Annotated in this window: 11 protein-coding genes and 4 pseudogenes; 10 read left to right on the top strand and 5 right to left on the bottom strand. The window is 37.6% G+C overall.

Annotated features, from left to right (window positions below):
• From FTU91_RS12690 to FTU91_RS12660, 7 genes and pseudogenes are all read left to right on the top strand, one after another.
• A partial coding sequence (locus tag FTU91_RS12690; protein ID WP_180082344.1) for an IS66 family transposase occupies nucleotides 1–1277 on the top strand: 1277 nt, incomplete at its 5' end.
• A 221-nt stretch (nucleotides 1278–1498) separates the two neighbouring features.
• Nucleotides 1499–1846, top strand: a pseudogene (locus FTU91_RS12685) (type VI secretion system baseplate subunit TssF); the annotation flags it as partial.
• Nucleotides 1810–2178 (top strand): type VI secretion system baseplate subunit TssG, encoded by a 369-nt coding sequence (locus tag FTU91_RS12680; RefSeq protein WP_180082342.1) that lies wholly within the window; start codon nucleotides 1810–1812, stop codon nucleotides 2176–2178. The pseudogene FTU91_RS12685 and the gene FTU91_RS12680, both read left to right, overlap by 37 nt.
• 239 nt (nucleotides 2179–2417) lie before the next feature.
• Nucleotides 2418–3023: a hypothetical protein gene (locus FTU91_RS12675; protein ID WP_180082340.1), complete on the top strand. Its 606-nt coding sequence runs from the start codon at nucleotides 2418–2420 to the stop codon at nucleotides 3021–3023.
• On the top strand, nucleotides 2954–3382 hold the full coding sequence (locus FTU91_RS12670) for a hypothetical protein (RefSeq protein WP_180082338.1): 429 nt from the start codon (nucleotides 2954–2956) through the stop codon (nucleotides 3380–3382). Before FTU91_RS12675 ends, FTU91_RS12670 begins: the two co-directional genes overlap by 70 nt.
• 57 nt (nucleotides 3383–3439) lie before the next feature.
• Nucleotides 3440–7265, top strand: a pseudogene (gene tssM, locus FTU91_RS12665) (type VI secretion system membrane subunit TssM).
• A 139-nt stretch (nucleotides 7266–7404) separates the two neighbouring features.
• The gene (locus FTU91_RS12660) at nucleotides 7405–8166 is read left to right on the top strand and encodes an OmpA family protein (RefSeq protein ID WP_180082336.1); all 762 of its coding nucleotides are present in this window, start codon (nucleotides 7405–7407) and stop codon (nucleotides 8164–8166) included.
• Nucleotides 8167–8344: 178 nt separating this feature from the next.
• Here the strand turns inward: FTU91_RS12660 and FTU91_RS12655 are convergent, their stop codons facing one another.
• Together FTU91_RS12655 and FTU91_RS12650 are read right to left on the bottom strand one after the other, a co-directional pair.
• Entirely contained in the window at nucleotides 8345–9766 is a 1422-nt protein-coding gene (locus FTU91_RS12655) for an amidase (RefSeq protein WP_180082334.1), read from the bottom strand.
• A gap of 127 nt (nucleotides 9767–9893) precedes the next feature.
• Nucleotides 9894–11309, bottom strand: a pseudogene (locus tag FTU91_RS12650) (PLP-dependent aminotransferase family protein).
• A gap of 217 nt (nucleotides 11310–11526) precedes the next feature.
• Between FTU91_RS12650 and FTU91_RS12645 the strand changes: the two are divergent.
• Complete coding sequence (locus FTU91_RS12645) at nucleotides 11527–12321, top strand: hypothetical protein (protein ID WP_180082332.1); 795 nt, start codon at nucleotides 11527–11529, stop codon at nucleotides 12319–12321.
• A 75-nt stretch (nucleotides 12322–12396) separates the two neighbouring features.
• On the opposite strand, the gene FTU91_RS12640 is transcribed toward FTU91_RS12645, so the two are convergent.
• A complete protein-coding gene (locus tag FTU91_RS12640; RefSeq protein WP_180082330.1) occupies nucleotides 12397–12555 on the bottom strand; it encodes a hypothetical protein in 159 nt (52 codons plus the stop codon).
• A gap of 834 nt (nucleotides 12556–13389) precedes the next feature.
• Here FTU91_RS12640 and FTU91_RS12635 point away from each other — a divergent pair.
• On the top strand, nucleotides 13390–13653 hold the full coding sequence (locus tag FTU91_RS12635) for a hypothetical protein (protein ID WP_180082328.1): 264 nt from the start codon (nucleotides 13390–13392) through the stop codon (nucleotides 13651–13653).
• A 63-nt stretch (nucleotides 13654–13716) separates the two neighbouring features.
• On the opposite strand, the gene FTU91_RS12630 is transcribed toward FTU91_RS12635, so the two are convergent.
• The gene (locus FTU91_RS12630) at nucleotides 13717–15033 is read right to left on the bottom strand and encodes a zonular occludens toxin domain-containing protein (RefSeq protein ID WP_180082326.1); all 1317 of its coding nucleotides are present in this window, start codon (nucleotides 15031–15033) and stop codon (nucleotides 13717–13719) included.
• 339 nt (nucleotides 15034–15372) lie between these two features.
• A pseudogene (locus FTU91_RS12625) lies at nucleotides 15373–16079 on the bottom strand (IS6 family transposase).
• Between the two features lie 80 nt (nucleotides 16080–16159).
• On the opposite strand from FTU91_RS12625, the gene FTU91_RS12620 reads away from it, so the two are divergent.
• Complete coding sequence (locus FTU91_RS12620) at nucleotides 16160–16462, top strand: hypothetical protein (protein WP_180082325.1); 303 nt, start codon at nucleotides 16160–16162, stop codon at nucleotides 16460–16462.
• The last annotated feature ends 94 nt before the right edge of the window (nucleotides 16463–16556 follow it).

Below are 16556 nucleotides of genomic sequence, written 5' to 3'. Positions count from 1 at the left end.
CGACACAGAAAGCCAAAACCAATAAACCTAAACGTCGACTGCTGCCAGATCATCTACACACCATCCGTATTGAGCATGAACCTGCATCAACCCAATGCAGTTGTGGCTGCCAACTCCGTCGTATCGGTGAAGATATCAGTGAAAAACTGAATTTCAGACCGGCACAGTTCTATAAGGAACAGCATGTGCGTGGCAAATGGGTGTGTGATCAATGTGACACACTGACCCAACAAGCAATGCCGGCATATGTGATTGAGAAAGGAATCGCCAGTCCTGAATTACTCAGCCATGTACTGGTATCGAAGTATGCAGATCATTTACCGCTGTACCGTCAGCGCCAGATCTTTCTACGCGCAGGTGTTGATCTGTCCAGATCAACGCTATCTGACTGGATTGGTCGCTGTGGTGTAGAGTTAGAACGCCTAACCGATGCATTAAGAAAGGTGATCCTACAGCAAGCGGTGATTCATGCAGATGAAACACCCGTCACCATCATGCGGATGGATGATAAAGATAAAAAACCGAAGAAAGGTTATGTCTGGGCTTATGCAACAACCCAATATAATCCAATTCAAGCCGTGATTTATGACTTTCAAGACAGTCGCTCTGGTGAACATGCCGAAGCCTTTCTAAAAGATTGGCAGGGCCATCTGGTCTGTGATGATTACAGTGGCTACAAAGCACGCTTTAGATCAGGTCAGGTCATTGAGGTGGGCTGCATGGCACATGCACGTCGTAAATTCCACGAACTGCATGTGACCAAAAAAAGTCAGGTCGCTGAACAGGTATTAGTGCTGATTCAGAAACTGTATGCCATAGAAGCAGAACTCAGGAAAAAGACGGATGGTACAGCGCAACACCGCCGCGAATACCGACAACAGCATAGTCAACCGGTGATGCAACAACTATATGAATGGCTCAACCAACATTATCTGACGGTGCCGTCGAGTTCTCCAATTGCCAAGGCTATCAATTACACTCTGAAGCGTTGGCCAGCTTTAAGTCGCTATTTGGATGATGGCAATCTACCGATTTGCAATAATTGGGTAGAGAATCAAATGCGTCCCTGGGCGTTGGGGCGTAAGAACTGGTTATTTGCAGGTTCGCTGCGCAGTGGTCAGCGAGCGGCCAATATCATGACTTTAATCCAGTCGGCAAAACTGAATGGGCTGGATCCATATGCCTATTTAAGTGATGTGCTGAAAAGGTTGCCAACACATAAAGTGACCCAGATTGAAGAATTACTGCCACACCGCTGGAAACCCAACTCAAATTAAAAAATAGCTATGGGGTTCAGCGCACGCTTACAATAATCATGTAAAGACGACACTTTCTGAAGATATTGCAAGTGTTTTAGTCTCAGAAATATTTATAGAAACTTGAGCCAATTCATCCGATTCACGGTCTTTTACCAGCCTTTCTCTAGCACTTAGCTGCTGATTAACAAATACGGTATATGACAAACAGTCAGCATCTTGAGTTTGAGGGAACTTAACTTGATGCCGTTAGCCATATTAAAGAGCTTTTAATGCTTTATAACTTGCCTAAATTAAAAGAAAACCAGCTTGTTATTGACGCCATCAAAAAGATTGATTTCTCTTTGACACAAAAACTGGTTGAAGCACAACCTTTTCCCTTATTTGTCCGGGGTATTAAAGTGAGTTTAGTCATAGATTCACAAATTTTTAAAGGCCATAGTCTGTATATTTTCAGCCAACTTTTAAGTCATATCTTTAATTTAAAAGTTCAAATGAATAGTTATGTTGATCTTGTGGTCAGTGATTCAAATACTCAACAGGAGTTATACCAATGCGTGCAGAACGTTGGTGGCAAGAAACTTCTGTAATAGATGATCTCTTTACCACACCTACAGGTTATGAGTTTATTCAGGCGACACGTTTGTTGCGCCATAGGCCACATTCATATACAACGCAGTATTGGGCGAATGATTTTAAATTCCACAGTTCTTTAAATCTTAATTTTCCAGTGACTGAGATAGAATCCTTAACTTTTGAAAACAAGTATATACAGATCACTAATCTCATGATGGGAATCACCGGTATACAAGGTGCTTTGCCCTATAGTTATACCCATAAAGTTAAGCAAAGTCGTCATCAGCAAAGACAAGAAATCTGCTTGCACCATATTTTATTTATCAGGCCTATCAATCATATATAAGATGTCGACAGCAGCATCACGCCTTATTAGAACAGCAATCAAATAAAGCACAGACTGAGCATGAGCTAAAAGTTGAAGAGATCCAATGCTTCAATTTAAATATTTTTTCATCTTCTGTGTGCCATGCATGGGGTGAAAATACAACAATAATTGATGGTCTAAAAAAGTTTAAATCGCCGGAATTAGATCCTCATTTGGAAAATAGTTATGGCTTAGCTGTTTTATCCTACAGGATTCAAATGCTCGATCATATTTTAAAGCTGGAAGAGAATGAGCAAAATGAAGAAGATAAAGTGGGGCGCTTGGCACGTATAAAAGCTTTAATTCAACAACAATTAGAACAACAGACTGAAACCTTAATGCAAGTGGCTGAGCATTTAAAGCAGTCTGCATTATTTTATGATAGCGAATTGGCATATCAATACCGGATGCATCCTGGATGGAGCAATACCGATACTTCAAGCCGTGATGCAGACGAACAGTGCATCTCAATAAAGCCGGTACCACGTCTAAATCGACTCAATATTCATATCTTATTATCAGACAACGTGTTACATGTCTGGGATGAATATTCAAGCCGGGAAATGCTGTCTAATTTTATGCAATCCTTGGGAACGATCTCACAGCAAATACATCTGCAACATCATTATATTGCCCAGCAAAGTGCTTATGCAGACTGGCTGAATTTATTGGATCAAATATCAAAACAAAGTCAGGAATTTTCATTAATAATGAATGTGGACTCTGAAATTGACCAGACATTTTTGGATGAAAAATGTGGGGGATGGATGATTATTTGCCAGCAGAATTTGCATCCAGTTGGTGTGTGGCCGCTGAAGGTGTGAAGATCAATAATCTAGATGCAATCAAGACGCTTAAGGTTGCCAATAATGTAGGTAATTTATTGACTTGCCTTAATCAGGAGATGCCTGATCACGCTGATCAGACCCAGCAAGAACAACCTTTTGTACTAATTTTAGATGATGCAACAGATATAAAAAACATTAAGAAAAATAATCAGACATTTTTACCCACTTTAATTGAACCTTCCCATTCTATATATACACACCCGATTTTTGGTCATACACAACAACTCGCAAAAATTTTTGGTTTTATGTTGGGTACGCATCTGTCAAAGGAGATGACCAGCATGATATACAGCACTGACCAGGCCTTAACCCATGCTTTTTTTAAATCGATGTAGAATTAAATTAATTCAAATAACAAATCATTTAAAGATAAATAAAATAATGAGAATCACATGTTTTATACCGTTTTAGCTTATTTCTGGCAGTATGTGACCCATCCCAAAGCCATTATTGCACTATCTGTATTAGTGGCATTGTTGTCTTCTTATCATACTATTCCGCGAAATATTTTTTGGGCATTGTTTGCAGCTTATATTTTAATCACTATCGGTTATGGCATTTATAGACTGGTGCCAAAAAAACGCCATATTCAACAGGGTACAGTGCTTGAAGAAGCAATTGAAAATAATACACAAGCGGAATATGACAAGCAGAAAAATATGCAAGACTTACAGTTGATTAGCCAGCAAATGAAAGAATCGATCCAGATGATTCGCAAATCAAAGTTGGGGAATCAAAAAGGCAACGCAGCTTTATATGGATTACCTTGGTATATGGTGATTGGCAATCCTGCTGCAGGTAAAAGTTCAGCAATTTATCATTCGGGTCTCAAATTTCCGTTTGAAAATTCCCCTCAAAAAAGTGTTTCTTCTGGCCTGAGCGGGACACGGAATTGTGATTGGTTTTTCTCTACGGAAGGGGTATTGCTGGATACTGCCGGGCGTTATTCCGTTTATGCTGAAGATCAAGCTGAATGGTTAGGCTTTTTAAATTTATTAAAGAAAAGCCGTAGTCAGGCACCTGTTAACGGTTTAATTGTAGTGGTCAGCATTGCAGAACTGATCAGCCAAAGTCCTGAACAATCCATAAAACTGGCTAAAAATTTAAGAGCACGCATTCAAGAGATTACGGAACGTTTAGAAATATTTGCCCCCATTTATGTTGTGTTTTCCAAAATGGATTTGATTGCAGGATTTAGCGAATTTTTTGAATGTTATGATGTCGATGAATTTGATCAGGTATGGGGTGCGACCTTAAAATATGAGCCAGATTCCATGCAGAATGTAATGGCACTTTTTGAACAGCATTATGCTGTTTTATATGAAGGTTTAAAAGGGTTAACTACCACACATCTTAGCCGACGTCATAGCCAGAATATTTCTCCCAGTGTAATGACATTTCCTTTAGAGTTTAAAAGCTTAAAACCGGTACTGAAAACTTTTATAGGGACTTTGTTTGAAGATAATCCCTACCAGTTTAAACCTGTATTTCGTGGCTTTTATTTTACCAGTGCCTTACAACAGGGTGTTATTGAAAGTCCAATGACTGAGCAAATGGTTCAGGATTTTCAATTATCACCAAGCTTAAATAGTGAAAATCCTGTACCGGGTCATTCAGTTTCACAGCATCATGGTTACTTTTTGAAAGGTCTATTTTCAGATGTGATTTTGAAAGACCAGCATCTGGTTAAACAGCATATTAATCCTAAACGCAAGAAACAACGCTACTTTGCTTTTATTGCGGCCTTGCTGGGGATTTCCATAATATTAAGCTTGTGGATCTGGTCATATCGAAATAATCAACAGCTGATCACCGATGTTCAGGCCGATTTAGACAAGGTCTTACAGTTGCAAAAGCAATCAGGCCAACAACTCTCTACACAGCTGAATGCTTTGCTGATTTTACAGGAGCGTATGCAACAGCTTGATCAGTTTGAAGAAAATCAACCTATTCAGTTTGGTTTTGGACTGTATCAAGGCAATACATTGCGAGAAAAATTACAAGGCGAATATTTAGCGGGAATTAAACAACTGCTTTTGCAGCCAACCCAGCAGAATATTGCGCAGTATTTACGGCGTATAAAAAGTAATGAAGCTACTTTAAAAGCCAATCATGTCAATGTAGAAATAAAACAAGGAGTGAAAACTCAGCAATATCTAGACCCTTCCGAAACCAATCCGCAAGATGCTTATAACGCTTTAAAGGCTTACTTGATGCTGAGTAATTCTCAATATATGGATTCAAGCCATTTAGGTGATCAGCTGACACGTTTCTGGCGTCCCTGGCTGGATTCAAACCGGGAACAAATGCCACGCGGTGAAATGATCCAGAAAGCCGAGCAAATATTATCCTATAGCATTACACTGGCAAATGATCAGAAATTTCCTATGCTTGAAGCTGATTCTTTGCTGGTTGACCAAACTCGTCAGGTTTTGCTGACTGTCATTCGCGGAATGCCTGCACGGGATCGCGTATATAACGAAATTAAAATGCGTGGTGCAGTGCGTTATCCTGCTGTAACGATAAAACAGTTAGTTGGGGAAAATAACCAAAATACCGTACTGGGAAGTTATGCCTTACCCGGTATGTTTACTTATAAAGCCTGGAATGAATATGTAGAAAAAGCCATCGATGATGCTGCGAACCGTCCAACCGATAGCAAGGATTGGGTGTTAAATAGTACTCAATCGGATGATCTCACCTTTAGCGGTAGCCCAGACCAGATTCGTAAGCAGTTAACTACATTATATAAACAGCAATATATCGCTGAATGGCGCAAATTTTTAAATGGCATTTACTATGCAAAAGCCCATAATTTTAACCAGCAAACAAAAAATATGGAAATCTTGGGTGAGCCAGAAAATTCACCTATACGTACCATTATTGAGCAAGTAACTAAAGAAACCAGCTGGGATAATCCAATGGTTCAGGCAGAGCTGGCTACATCGAAAACCGGTTTCATGGCCTGGCTTAAATCGAAAATTTTAACCCGGGATAAACTTAAAGTTGCGCAACAGGCATCAAACCAAGTCCAGGGTGTCATTGCAAAAGAATTCCGAATGTTCTATCAACTGGTTCGTAAACGTGATGATCAACAAAATAAATCTTTATTAGATGAATACATGCAATCATTGGCGCAGGTGAGGAGCAAGTTCAATGATCTTAAAAGTGCAGGGGAGATTGGTCCCGCAGCCATCATTTTAGTCAAGCAAACAATTAATGATCAGAACTCTGTTTTTAATCAGAGTCAAAAAATGATTGATGAAAAAATGACTGTTGGTCTGAATGAGCCGGATCAGCAGGTTTTACAAAAATTATTGATGAGCCCATTAACTCAATCTTTTGATTGTTTATTGATTCCTGCTCAACATGAAATGAATAAATTATGGATGATACAAGCCAATCAACCGTTTACCGCTAACTTAAGCCAAAAATATCCATTTAATCCCTTCTGCGAGCCTACAAGCAACTCGTCAGGAAATCAGTCAGATTTTAGGTGAAAATGGCAGTATTGCACGTTTTGTCAAAGAGAATCTCGATCCACTGATCATTCGTCGTGGTTATTTATTAACGTCTAAAACCTGGAAAGATTTAGGAATTAGTCTAAATCCGCAATTTGTGATGAATTTCCAAAGTTATGTTGCTCCTAATAATGGTATGGCCACGGGTGAATTGAATCAAACAACGGTAACAGCTGCAGTCAATCAATCAAATTTTCAGTTTTATCCATTAGAAAATCCACAACTGCTTTCTTATATCATTGATATTGATGGTCAAAGAATGGTTTACGAAAATGGCATTCAACAATGGGTGAATTTTGTCTGGCCAAATCAAGGATCTATGCCTGGCGCACGTATTACAGCCGTAGATTTACAAGGACAAACGCATATCATTTTTGATGAACCGGGTGAGTATGGCATTAACCGTCTCATTGATCATGCACAGCGGACTCAACGTGGCAATAGTTTTGAGATGATCTGGAAAGACCAGCAAAACCCTAGTTTAGCTGTGAAAGTAAATTTCCGTTTGATTAGTGGTAATTCAGGACATATTGGTTCGAGTCATGGTTATGCCGGCATGCAACTGGTTGATCAGGTTGTAAATGATAAATCAGTTCGTGTTGTTTCAGCACAGACAGCTCCAGTACCTGTAACCGTGGTTAAAACAAATACAACTGCTACCTTGGTAAGTATGAAGAGTGCTGGAGCTACACCATAATGAATAAAATGATTATGGATTCTTATTTAGTAGAACAAAATGCAGGATTGCTGCTCTAGAACAGGCTTTATAAGCCCATTTAAGTCTTAGCCAAGGTATGGACCTGTTTAGACAAACCTTTTTTAGTGAATAGAATATTATGAAAAAAAAATATATTAAAAATATTTCTCAGCACTTTTTTTTAATTTTAAGTTTATCTGTAGTGGTTCATGCGGAAATGGTTGTCATTGAGGGAACAGTACCCAATGAAGCAAGTAAACAGGTAATTTTAACTAAAATGTACCTTACGTATGGGCAAGAAAATATTGTAGATAAGATTCAAGTTCGTGCTGTTACTGCGCCTAATGGCTGGAGTAATACGATTGCTCATGTCATTACCGAGGATTTAAAGAAAGTCAAACAGGGCAAACTGAGTGTACGCGGCACTCAAATGGATTTATCCGGGAAAATGAGTAATCCTAATGATATTCAGCCGACGACTACAAAATTTCAAAGTCTTGTATCTGCTCCTTATCACTTAACTACACGATTATCAGTCAACCAAGCTGAACAGCAAATGATTGATGCTGCATTAAAGCACCGTATTATTGAATTTGAATCTGGAAGTGCCGTGCTAACTGCATCAGGTACAAAAATTTTAGATGAAATGTCATTAGCATTAAAGAAAGTGGATGGTAAGAAAGTAAAGGTGATTGGTCATACGGATAGCTCTGGTGATGCAAATAAAAACCTGATTCTAAGCCAACGGCGTGCAGCAGCAGTTAAAAACTATTTAATTGGGAAAAATATTGCAGCTGAAAATTTAACCACAGAAGGTTTTGGTTCAAATCAACCTGTTGCTGACAATATCACTGCAGAGGGACGTCGGAAAAACCGTCGTATTGAGTTTAATGTTCAATAGATGTTTCCCATAAGTCCTTTTTATTTCTCTCTAAGCTTGGTTTTAAGCAGTGTTTTAAAATCAAGCACATGAGAAAAATAAAGAGGGTGTCAAAAATGATGAAAGACGTTTAATAAATGATTGTATTTAATATTCTATGGAATAAGGAAATAGGTCATTTCCTTATACATTTTTATGCTCAAGTATCCTGAATTCTACGCCAGGGTTTTGCCTGTTCAATTTCATAGGCCAATTCAATTAAAGTTTTTTCATCCCCAATATTGGCAGAAAGTTGCATGCTAATCGGTAAACCATCCACTTGTGTTTGTCCCATAGGGATGGACATACCGGGCGCACCCACCACATTTTGAATTGGAGTAAAAGTAACGTAATTTTGAATCCGATCAAATAATTGATCAAAGGGAAGCTGCGGCGACAGGTAACCAATTTGTGGCGTCGTATGGGCTAACACGGGTGAAAGGAGTACGTCATATTGGTTAAAAACCTCTTGATACTGTTGCTGCATTTTTTTTAAGCGATATAAAAATAACGGTGTCTTGTAAAAGTTCTTTTTGTAGAGTCCGGCAAGTCCTAGCGTTAAATTATCCAACTGTTTAACATTGAATCCAGCCCCGAATGCCTTTTTGCCAAAAGTTTGCAGCATAAATGATAAAAAGCCCCAATATTCACTAAAATCATCAACAAAGCTAATCGAGATAGGTAACTGGAATTCTTCAATATGATGCCCCAAATCTGAAAGTAACTTTGCAGTTTGGTGGAGGGTAAATGACGTTTCCTGATCAATTTGACCAGTGATGGATTGAGTAACTAGGCCAATGCGTAAACGGCGCTGAATAGGCTGTTCAATTAAGCCGATTTTAGGCAGTTTTTTATTATAAAATCTTTGTTCCATACCTGCATAAAAATAAGCGGTATCCCGGACGCTACGGGTCACGACACCTTCACTAATAATATTAATGGGTAAGGAACGTGCGGCATCACTGTCAAAGGTACGACCACGACTGGGTTTAAGTCCAATCAGACCACAGCAGGCTGCGGGAATGCGAATTGAACCGCCACCATCATTGGCATGCGCAATAGGCACGACACCTGAGGCAACCATTGCAGCAGAACCACCGGAAGATGCCCCGCAAGAATAGTCCGTATGCCATGGATTAAAAGTCGCACTGCCATCTTTAAACTCGGTGGTGGCATTTAAACCAAATTCTGGCATGGTCGTTTTGCCTAAAACGACAAAGCCCTGGTCTAAAAATTGTTGACTGATTTTGGGATTAATTAATACAGTCTTGCCATTTACTGCTTTAGAACCATGACTGGTTGAAAGGCCCTGATAATCGGTATTGTCTTTAAAAAAGAAGGGCACACCTGCAAAAATTCCTGTTTGTTTAAAACGTGGTTTTGCTAAAGCCCGCTCAAAACATTCAAGCTGAATTGCATTGAGATACGGATTGACACGTTGTGCACGTGCAATTGCAGCTGCTGTGACTTCCTGTACAGAAGCCTGTTTATCGCGAATTAATTGTGCGATACCAACGGCATCTAGATCTGACATTACATCATTATCAAATGCATGAATACGTTTAGAATTTTGTGATTCCATATCATTATAGCCCCATATTTTCCAATATTTTTGTTTTTCATTTGGTCTTAATAGCGATCAGCATAACAAGACAGCGCTGATCAAAATCATTTTACAGCATAATGACAATATTCGCTGTCAATTTAAACTAATCATTCACGATAACACTTTGTAGCGTAGAAATAACCTTGTCCAATGAATGTTGAATTGAATCAGACCATGCAAATGAACAATTAATTCTTAAATAATGCTGTTTTTGTGCGGTGATGTTAAAAAGTTGACCAGGTGCAATGCCAATTTTCTGCTGGATGAGAGTTTCATAAATGCACATGCTATCTACATTTTTAGGCAGTTTAAGCCATAAAAAATAACCACTTGGATGATATTCAACTTTACATCTGGTTGGTAAATTCAACTCTAAATATCTATAAAATAACAATTTATTATGCTGTAAATTTTTACGTAAATTGCGCAGATGTTTTTCATAATGAAAATTGGATAAAAATTCCACTAAAGCGCTTTGCAGTAAGGAATTGACTGAAATCGTGCTCATTAATTGCAGGTGCTGAATATGCTGTGAGTATTTCCCGGCATGTACCCAACCCACCCGAAACGTCGCCCCTAGGGTTTTCGAAAAAGAAGAGCAGTGCAGGACTAAATTATTTTGATCATAATAGGTCATGGGTAACGGCTTTTTATGGCCAAAATACATTTCCTCATACACATCATCTTCAATCATATGAACTTGATATTGATGTAATAATTTTGAAATTTGAAACTTTATATCCTCTGAAACGGTAAAACCTACCGGATTATGGCTATTTAGCATGAACCAGCAGAGTTTGACCGGATAGGTTTTTAAGATATGTTCAAAAGCTTCCAGGTCAAATCCATGTTTAGGATGTTCAGGAATAGTGACCACTTTTAGGCCTAATCGTTCAGCCGCTTGCCAGGCACCATAAAAAATATTTTGCTGCAGGATAATATAGTCACCAGGTTTGGCAATCGCTTGTAAGGCCAGGTTTAGTGCATCCAAAGCACCCGATGTAATGACAATGTCATCTGGATCAGTGGGTATGCCTTGCATACAATAGCGTTGGGCAATCAGTTTGCGTAATGAAAAATTTCCTGGGGGTAAACTATCAATAGCATCATAACTTTTTTTATTACGCGCGATTTGTCCCATAATTTGCGTTAGTTTTTTGGAATAGACCAAATCACTGTCTGGAAATGCCGAACCAAATGGAACGATGTGTTCGCCTTGAATGGATTTGAGATATTTAAAAATTAATGAATTAATCTCAATATTGGAATTGAGAGAAACAATTAAAGGTGCATTGTGTTCATGGTCTGCATATGTATTTGCAATGTAGTAGCCAGATTTTTCTTTCGCATAAATTAAACCTCTAGATTCAAGCTCTTAATAAGCATTCATCACGGTAATCAGGCTAAAACCGGAAAGCTGCACTTGTTCACGTAAAGAAGGGAGTTTTTCATGGGCTTTCAGTGAGCCACTTTCTATCAATTGTCTTAATTGATGAGCAAGCTGTTCTGACTTATACATATTAAAAGATGACTGATGAAAAGTGACTGTATATAAATATAGCGATATTTAATTAATACTAAAGTATTTTTATAACAGATTTTTTAAAAAATACTGATCTGTTATAAATTTTATAATTGATGTTGTATCTATTAAGTTTAAAAGAATTTGCGATACTGGCGAACACTTCATGCAAACGTGTGATGAAGGTAGATAAAATGTTGAAATGGAGTGACAAATGTTTGAAATATCGCAACTTAATTTGATCCATCAGTTGCTGTCAGGATACAAAATTTCTCCGCAGGTTAAAAGATTGCTTAAGCAAAAATATTTGAATGTTGAAGCCACAGTATTGAGAGCAAAAAAGCTCAGAGAGATAGAGAAAGCAGGGCAGATTGTGATCCTGCAAGATCCTATTACAGAGCATATTGAAGATTTAGCCTATTTATTCTCACCATTTATATTGTCGAATCTGAATCAGAAGGTGATTTATCATACAGTTAAAAATGAACAAAGTTTGAGCATTTTATCGCGCTATTATCAGGCGAACCAGAGCAACCTTAGCTTTAATTTTGATGAATTATTGGATAGTCTGGGGCTATCTTTACAATTAAATGATGAAGAAATGACTCAAGAAGATTCATTTTATCTAAATTTAATCAATAGTTTATGTAACTCAAAAGTATCTAGAATAATTTGTATTACACATTTAGATGTTAATCTGGAACTAATTGATCTTATTGCTCATTTTCTGTATGTACAAATTCAGGTTATATCGCTGGAACAACAATCTGAATACTTAGACATAAATAAAATCAATATGTTACAGTTATTATTTAAGAATAAAAATGATGACTATATTCATCTTTGTACAAAGCTTTCTAAAATTAATGCCAAATTGCTGAAAATATTAGATTTATATAGTCTTGATCAAGCGCAATTACTGGTAGATGATATGTTTTATTCCGAGCATATTTTTGAAAAGCTTTCGGTCTATGGTGAATATATGCAAACTAAAATTCAATATCATTAAAATAAAAAAACAGCATTTTTGATGAAAATATGCTGCTTGATCGTAGCTGTAGTTATGGCTGTGATTATGTAGCAATTAGGGAAGATATGAGTTATCTGCGCTGACCACGAATGCGACACCGATACAGAATAACAAAGCATAAATTCCAAACCAAATAATGGCTCGCTTGAACGCTTTATCTGAAATTTCACTGTCAGCGTATTTTTGCTGCTTTTTTGGCTCTTGATTGTTCATCAGGCTATCTCAATTTATCTATCTGTTAGATTGATTATTGACGTTGTAACAGCACATCTATAGATACAAAAAAGTGAAATATTTATATAACAGTTATAGATACCTGGATATCAAACTGTCTGCTTCGATAATCGTAAAGGTGCGTATTCTAAAAGCGGACATTTTTACTTTGGAGAAACCGGACATTTCTACTTTGGGCTTACATTTTGATTGCCCATTATAAGTACCTTTTGTTCGTATAATGTATATTATGTTAAATAAGATATCCAAGATTGCGCCCTACATAACTCAGCCGTTGGCGCAACTTCACTGGAGAGATTCACAACAATATTAATCTCTCCAGTGAAGTATCTTAATGAACATAATATACGTTATGCCGAAATCCGTGAGCCTAATAAAAAAAATCAGTTTAATAACTTTTTAATAGACCTAACAACAAGAGAACGAGGAAAAAATTTAATAAACTCTGAAAAATGACGAGAACAATAAAAACCTAAAGCCAAGCCTAAAAGACAAAGAATAAGATTAATCATTTAAATAAGCCCTATTTTGATTCAATTTTAGTCAATCGTAACCCGCATGTTATAAGATGCTATAATCTTCCAATCGTATGATCTAACCTAATAAAAAGCACCTTTAATTGATCTATTTCGATGGAATAATCTTCATTAGATAACTGCATGTTTTTTAAATGTTTTTCTAAGCATTGGCGAATAAAAATATAATCTTCTTTAAGTAAAACACCCTTATTTCGATTATAGCTGACTGTTCTATATAGATGTCTATTAATCATTCAGTGTAAAATCCGATTTTTATCACATACTTAGTTTTAAAATGCCAGAAAATCTATTTAATAAAAACAGATATATTTCAAACACAAATCTACTTTATAAAATTGCCAAAGATGCTTTGCTTGAAAAACATGTCATTAAACGAGGAAATCAAATTTTAGTATATGAAATCAGCAGCTTAAAACAACGAGGTAAATTCATTAAAAGCCTAGAAATAAATAAATTACCTATCACATTAAAATCAAAGCAATCAATCAAATATGCAAAAGTACCTAAACGCTCAGAAATCATTAAAGATTTTATTTAATCAGTTCGGGCGGAACACGCCCTCTGCTATGCCCTATTAGATTCATTCTCCCGGACTTTGTAATCAGAGAGAAGACGCTTCAGTATTTTGATTTTCCGGTTCACTCGTAGACACTCGTTCTGTAGATTTTTCACTAGAATTTGAATGGCTTGATGATGAATTATTCTGAGCAAAATAATTAAATGGTCTATAACCATCTAACCACCTTCTACAATCCTTTTCAGATACTGAAAGCATGTAATTGCCCTGCTGATCTACAGCAAAAGGTTTTGAAGGATCATAAACATACTTCTTCACTTGACCAGTAGAAGAAACAGACAAGCCACCTTTTGAAATATCATCAAACCATTTTGTGCATTCAGGGGTTTCAATATTCACAGCTTTTCTACAGATATTAGATAAATCTTGAATCTGCTGTTGTTGGGGTTGCTGTTGAGACTGAGACTTAGTCTGTTGTTGCGAAGCTGAAGACGCAGGCGAAGAAGTTGAAACAGTTTCAGCTTGAGCAGAATTTTTAAAGAATCCAAATTCAGAGGAATAAGCTCGATAGCCAGAATAAACAATTAAACAAAGAAAAAGTAAAACTGGGATTTTCAAACCCCAAGGCAATGAAGCTTTAGCTGTATGCTGTTCTGCTGAAATGTAATACTTAAAAAGCCGTTTAGGAAAAAACCATATTTTCCAAGACAGGGCATTTTTACGAGTAGCATTACCAAAACTATCCTGAATCTCAGAATAACTATAAATAATCGCCAACTGCATCTTAAAAAGACGACGAAGAATTAAATGCTCAGAGGTTGCAGCCTTAACAAAGGAATTTAAAAGGTCAGGCTTTTGAGTAACTAAAACAATATCAAAACCAAAATGACGATGCATGGTTAAAGCACGGCCAATATCTAAAATATCCTCTTTAGCTCTCTCAAGTGCTGCCTTTTGAAGATTGCGAACATTTTGGATTAACTGTTCTTGTTCTTTGACTTTTAAAGATAAAAGCAATTCTGTATAAACAAAACCATGCTTATTCAAAAGACCTATTTTTAAAGGAGTTGGGAGATTTACATAATCTAAAATCTTGGCAACTTCATTATTATAAAGTTCATTAAGATAGCGAGGTAACTGATAATTTTTAAGCAAATCAGTCTTAGAAAAAGCTGGGTGTTCATGGGCTTCATCAAAAACAATTAAAGAACCATCTGGAAGATCACGCCAATCAAAAGGATTATTTGTTGATGATGTGATAGGTAAAACACCTGGAATATTAATTCCAATGATGTTTGTAAAAATCATACGATTAGGATTTTTTCTAACCGTTGTTTCTAATAATTCAACACACCAGAGTGACTTACCTGATCCAGGTGGTGCTGATATGGCTGTAAGCATTTTATACCCCTTTTGTTCGATCTCCCCACGCGCACACTAGGCAGGAATCACAGGCTCATCCCGCCCAGCGCGCGCGCATAGCGATCCCACAAATGTGTTAAGACTTCCCCACCCAAATACGCGCACACTTGATAAATATGACAAGCTGTATAGTGGATAGAAGCATTGATAAACATAGATCAAGCGTTAAAAGCTTGGAGAATGAAAGTGCAATTTCTGGAAGATTATCTAATGACTTTTGAGCCTCAATAATTAGTTCATCTAAAATATCTTTGACCCAGTTATAAGGGCACTGTTGCAAATAGGAAATTGAGTTGTAGTTTGCTTGGTTAATCAGGTTTAAATTCCGAAAACTCTATTTACTAGCCACACCTCTCCTAGAAAATTACCGTTATAAAATAATGAAGCTTGTCCTTTACGCAAAGCACGCATGACCTCAATACCTTTAATTGTGGCATAAGCAGTTTTAATAGACTTAAATCCCAACGTAGCCTTGATGATCCGTTTGAGCTTGCCATGATCACATTCAATCACGTTATTCTTGTATTTAATCTGTCGATGCTCAAGGTCTTCAGGACACTTTCCTTCCTGTTTTAGTCGCGACAAAGCACGGCCATAGGTATGAGCCTTATCAGTGTTTATGACTCGTGGAATCTGCCATCTTTTGAAATGATTCAACATCTTACCAAGAAAACAATAAGCTGAATGGGTATATTTCGTCTAGCAGAAAGATAGAAATCAAGAGTGTGGCCACATTCGTCAACTGCACGGTATAGATATGCCCATTTGCCATTCACTTTTACGTAAGTTTCATCCAGATGCCATGAATGTCGATCTGTAGAATTACGCCAATACCAACGTAAACGTTTTTCCATTTCAGGAGCATAACGCTGAACCCAACGATAAATCGTGGTGTGATCGACATTTACTCCTCGTTCAGCGAGCATTTCCTGAAGTTCACGATAGCTGATGGCATATTTGCAGTACCAACGGACGGCCCAAAGAATGATTTCACCCTGAAAATGACGACCGTGGAAAGCATTCATCTGCTGATCCTTTAGCTAAAAGAGTATTTAGCTTACCATCAGCAGCTATTTGCAACAGTGCCATCCAGGCTGGGCTGAAAATGAATCCAGCTCGACAGGCAGGCATTTTTGCCGGGTTGCCCGTTGAGTTACCTGCGCTAACGGTTAACAGAGTTTGTGGTTCAGGTGTACAGGCAATTGTAAGTGCTTCCTTGGAAATTTGGTCAGGGATGGCAGATTGTACTTTGGCTGGTGGAATGGAAAATATGGATCGCGCTCCCTACTTATTACATCAAGGACGCTGGGGAATTAGAATGGGGGATGCTGCTCTTTTGGACAGTATGTTACTAGACGGGTTACATGATGCTGAACCGTACCGGGTTTGTCGGAGACTTTTTATTTAAGTTAGGCCACCTGACCTAACGGGTTAATCTTATCATAGTACATTGCTTCAAACTCAAAAGGCGATACATAACCGAGTGCACTATGTACACGCTT

The organism is Acinetobacter sp. YH12201 (assembly GCF_013418145.1).
In the GTDB taxonomy this organism is placed as follows: domain Bacteria; phylum Pseudomonadota; class Gammaproteobacteria; order Pseudomonadales; family Moraxellaceae; genus Acinetobacter.
The sequence above is the reverse complement of the archived record's forward strand: the minus strand, read 5'-3'. Positions and strand labels throughout refer to the sequence as shown.

What these genes read in the sequence shown, in the direction of transcription:
- FTU91_RS12630 (WP_180082326.1), bottom strand. Translation starts at nt 15,033, where the DNA reads ATGCTTACAGCCATATCAGCACCACCTGGATCAGGTAAGTCACTCTGG.
- FTU91_RS12655 (WP_180082334.1), bottom strand. Translation starts at nt 9,766, where the DNA reads ATGGAATCACAAAATTCTAAACGTATTCATGCATTTGATAATGATGTA.
- FTU91_RS12640 (WP_180082330.1), bottom strand. Translation starts at nt 12,555, where the DNA reads ATGAACAATCAAGAGCCAAAAAAGCAGCAAAAATACGCTGACAGTGAA.
- FTU91_RS12620 (WP_180082325.1), top strand. Translation starts at nt 16,160, where the DNA reads ATGAATCCAGCTCGACAGGCAGGCATTTTTGCCGGGTTGCCCGTTGAG.
- FTU91_RS12645 (WP_180082332.1), top strand. Translation starts at nt 11,527, where the DNA reads ATGTTTGAAATATCGCAACTTAATTTGATCCATCAGTTGCTGTCAGGA.
- FTU91_RS12675 (WP_180082340.1), top strand. Translation starts at nt 2,418, where the DNA reads ATGCTCGATCATATTTTAAAGCTGGAAGAGAATGAGCAAAATGAAGAA.
- FTU91_RS12680 (WP_180082342.1), top strand. Translation starts at nt 1,810, where the DNA reads ATGCGTGCAGAACGTTGGTGGCAAGAAACTTCTGTAATAGATGATCTC.
- FTU91_RS12635 (WP_180082328.1), top strand. Translation starts at nt 13,390, where the DNA reads ATGCCAGAAAATCTATTTAATAAAAACAGATATATTTCAAACACAAAT.
- FTU91_RS12660 (WP_180082336.1), top strand. Translation starts at nt 7,405, where the DNA reads ATGAAAAAAAAATATATTAAAAATATTTCTCAGCACTTTTTTTTAATT.
- FTU91_RS12670 (WP_180082338.1), top strand. Translation starts at nt 2,954, where the DNA reads ATGTGGGGGATGGATGATTATTTGCCAGCAGAATTTGCATCCAGTTGG.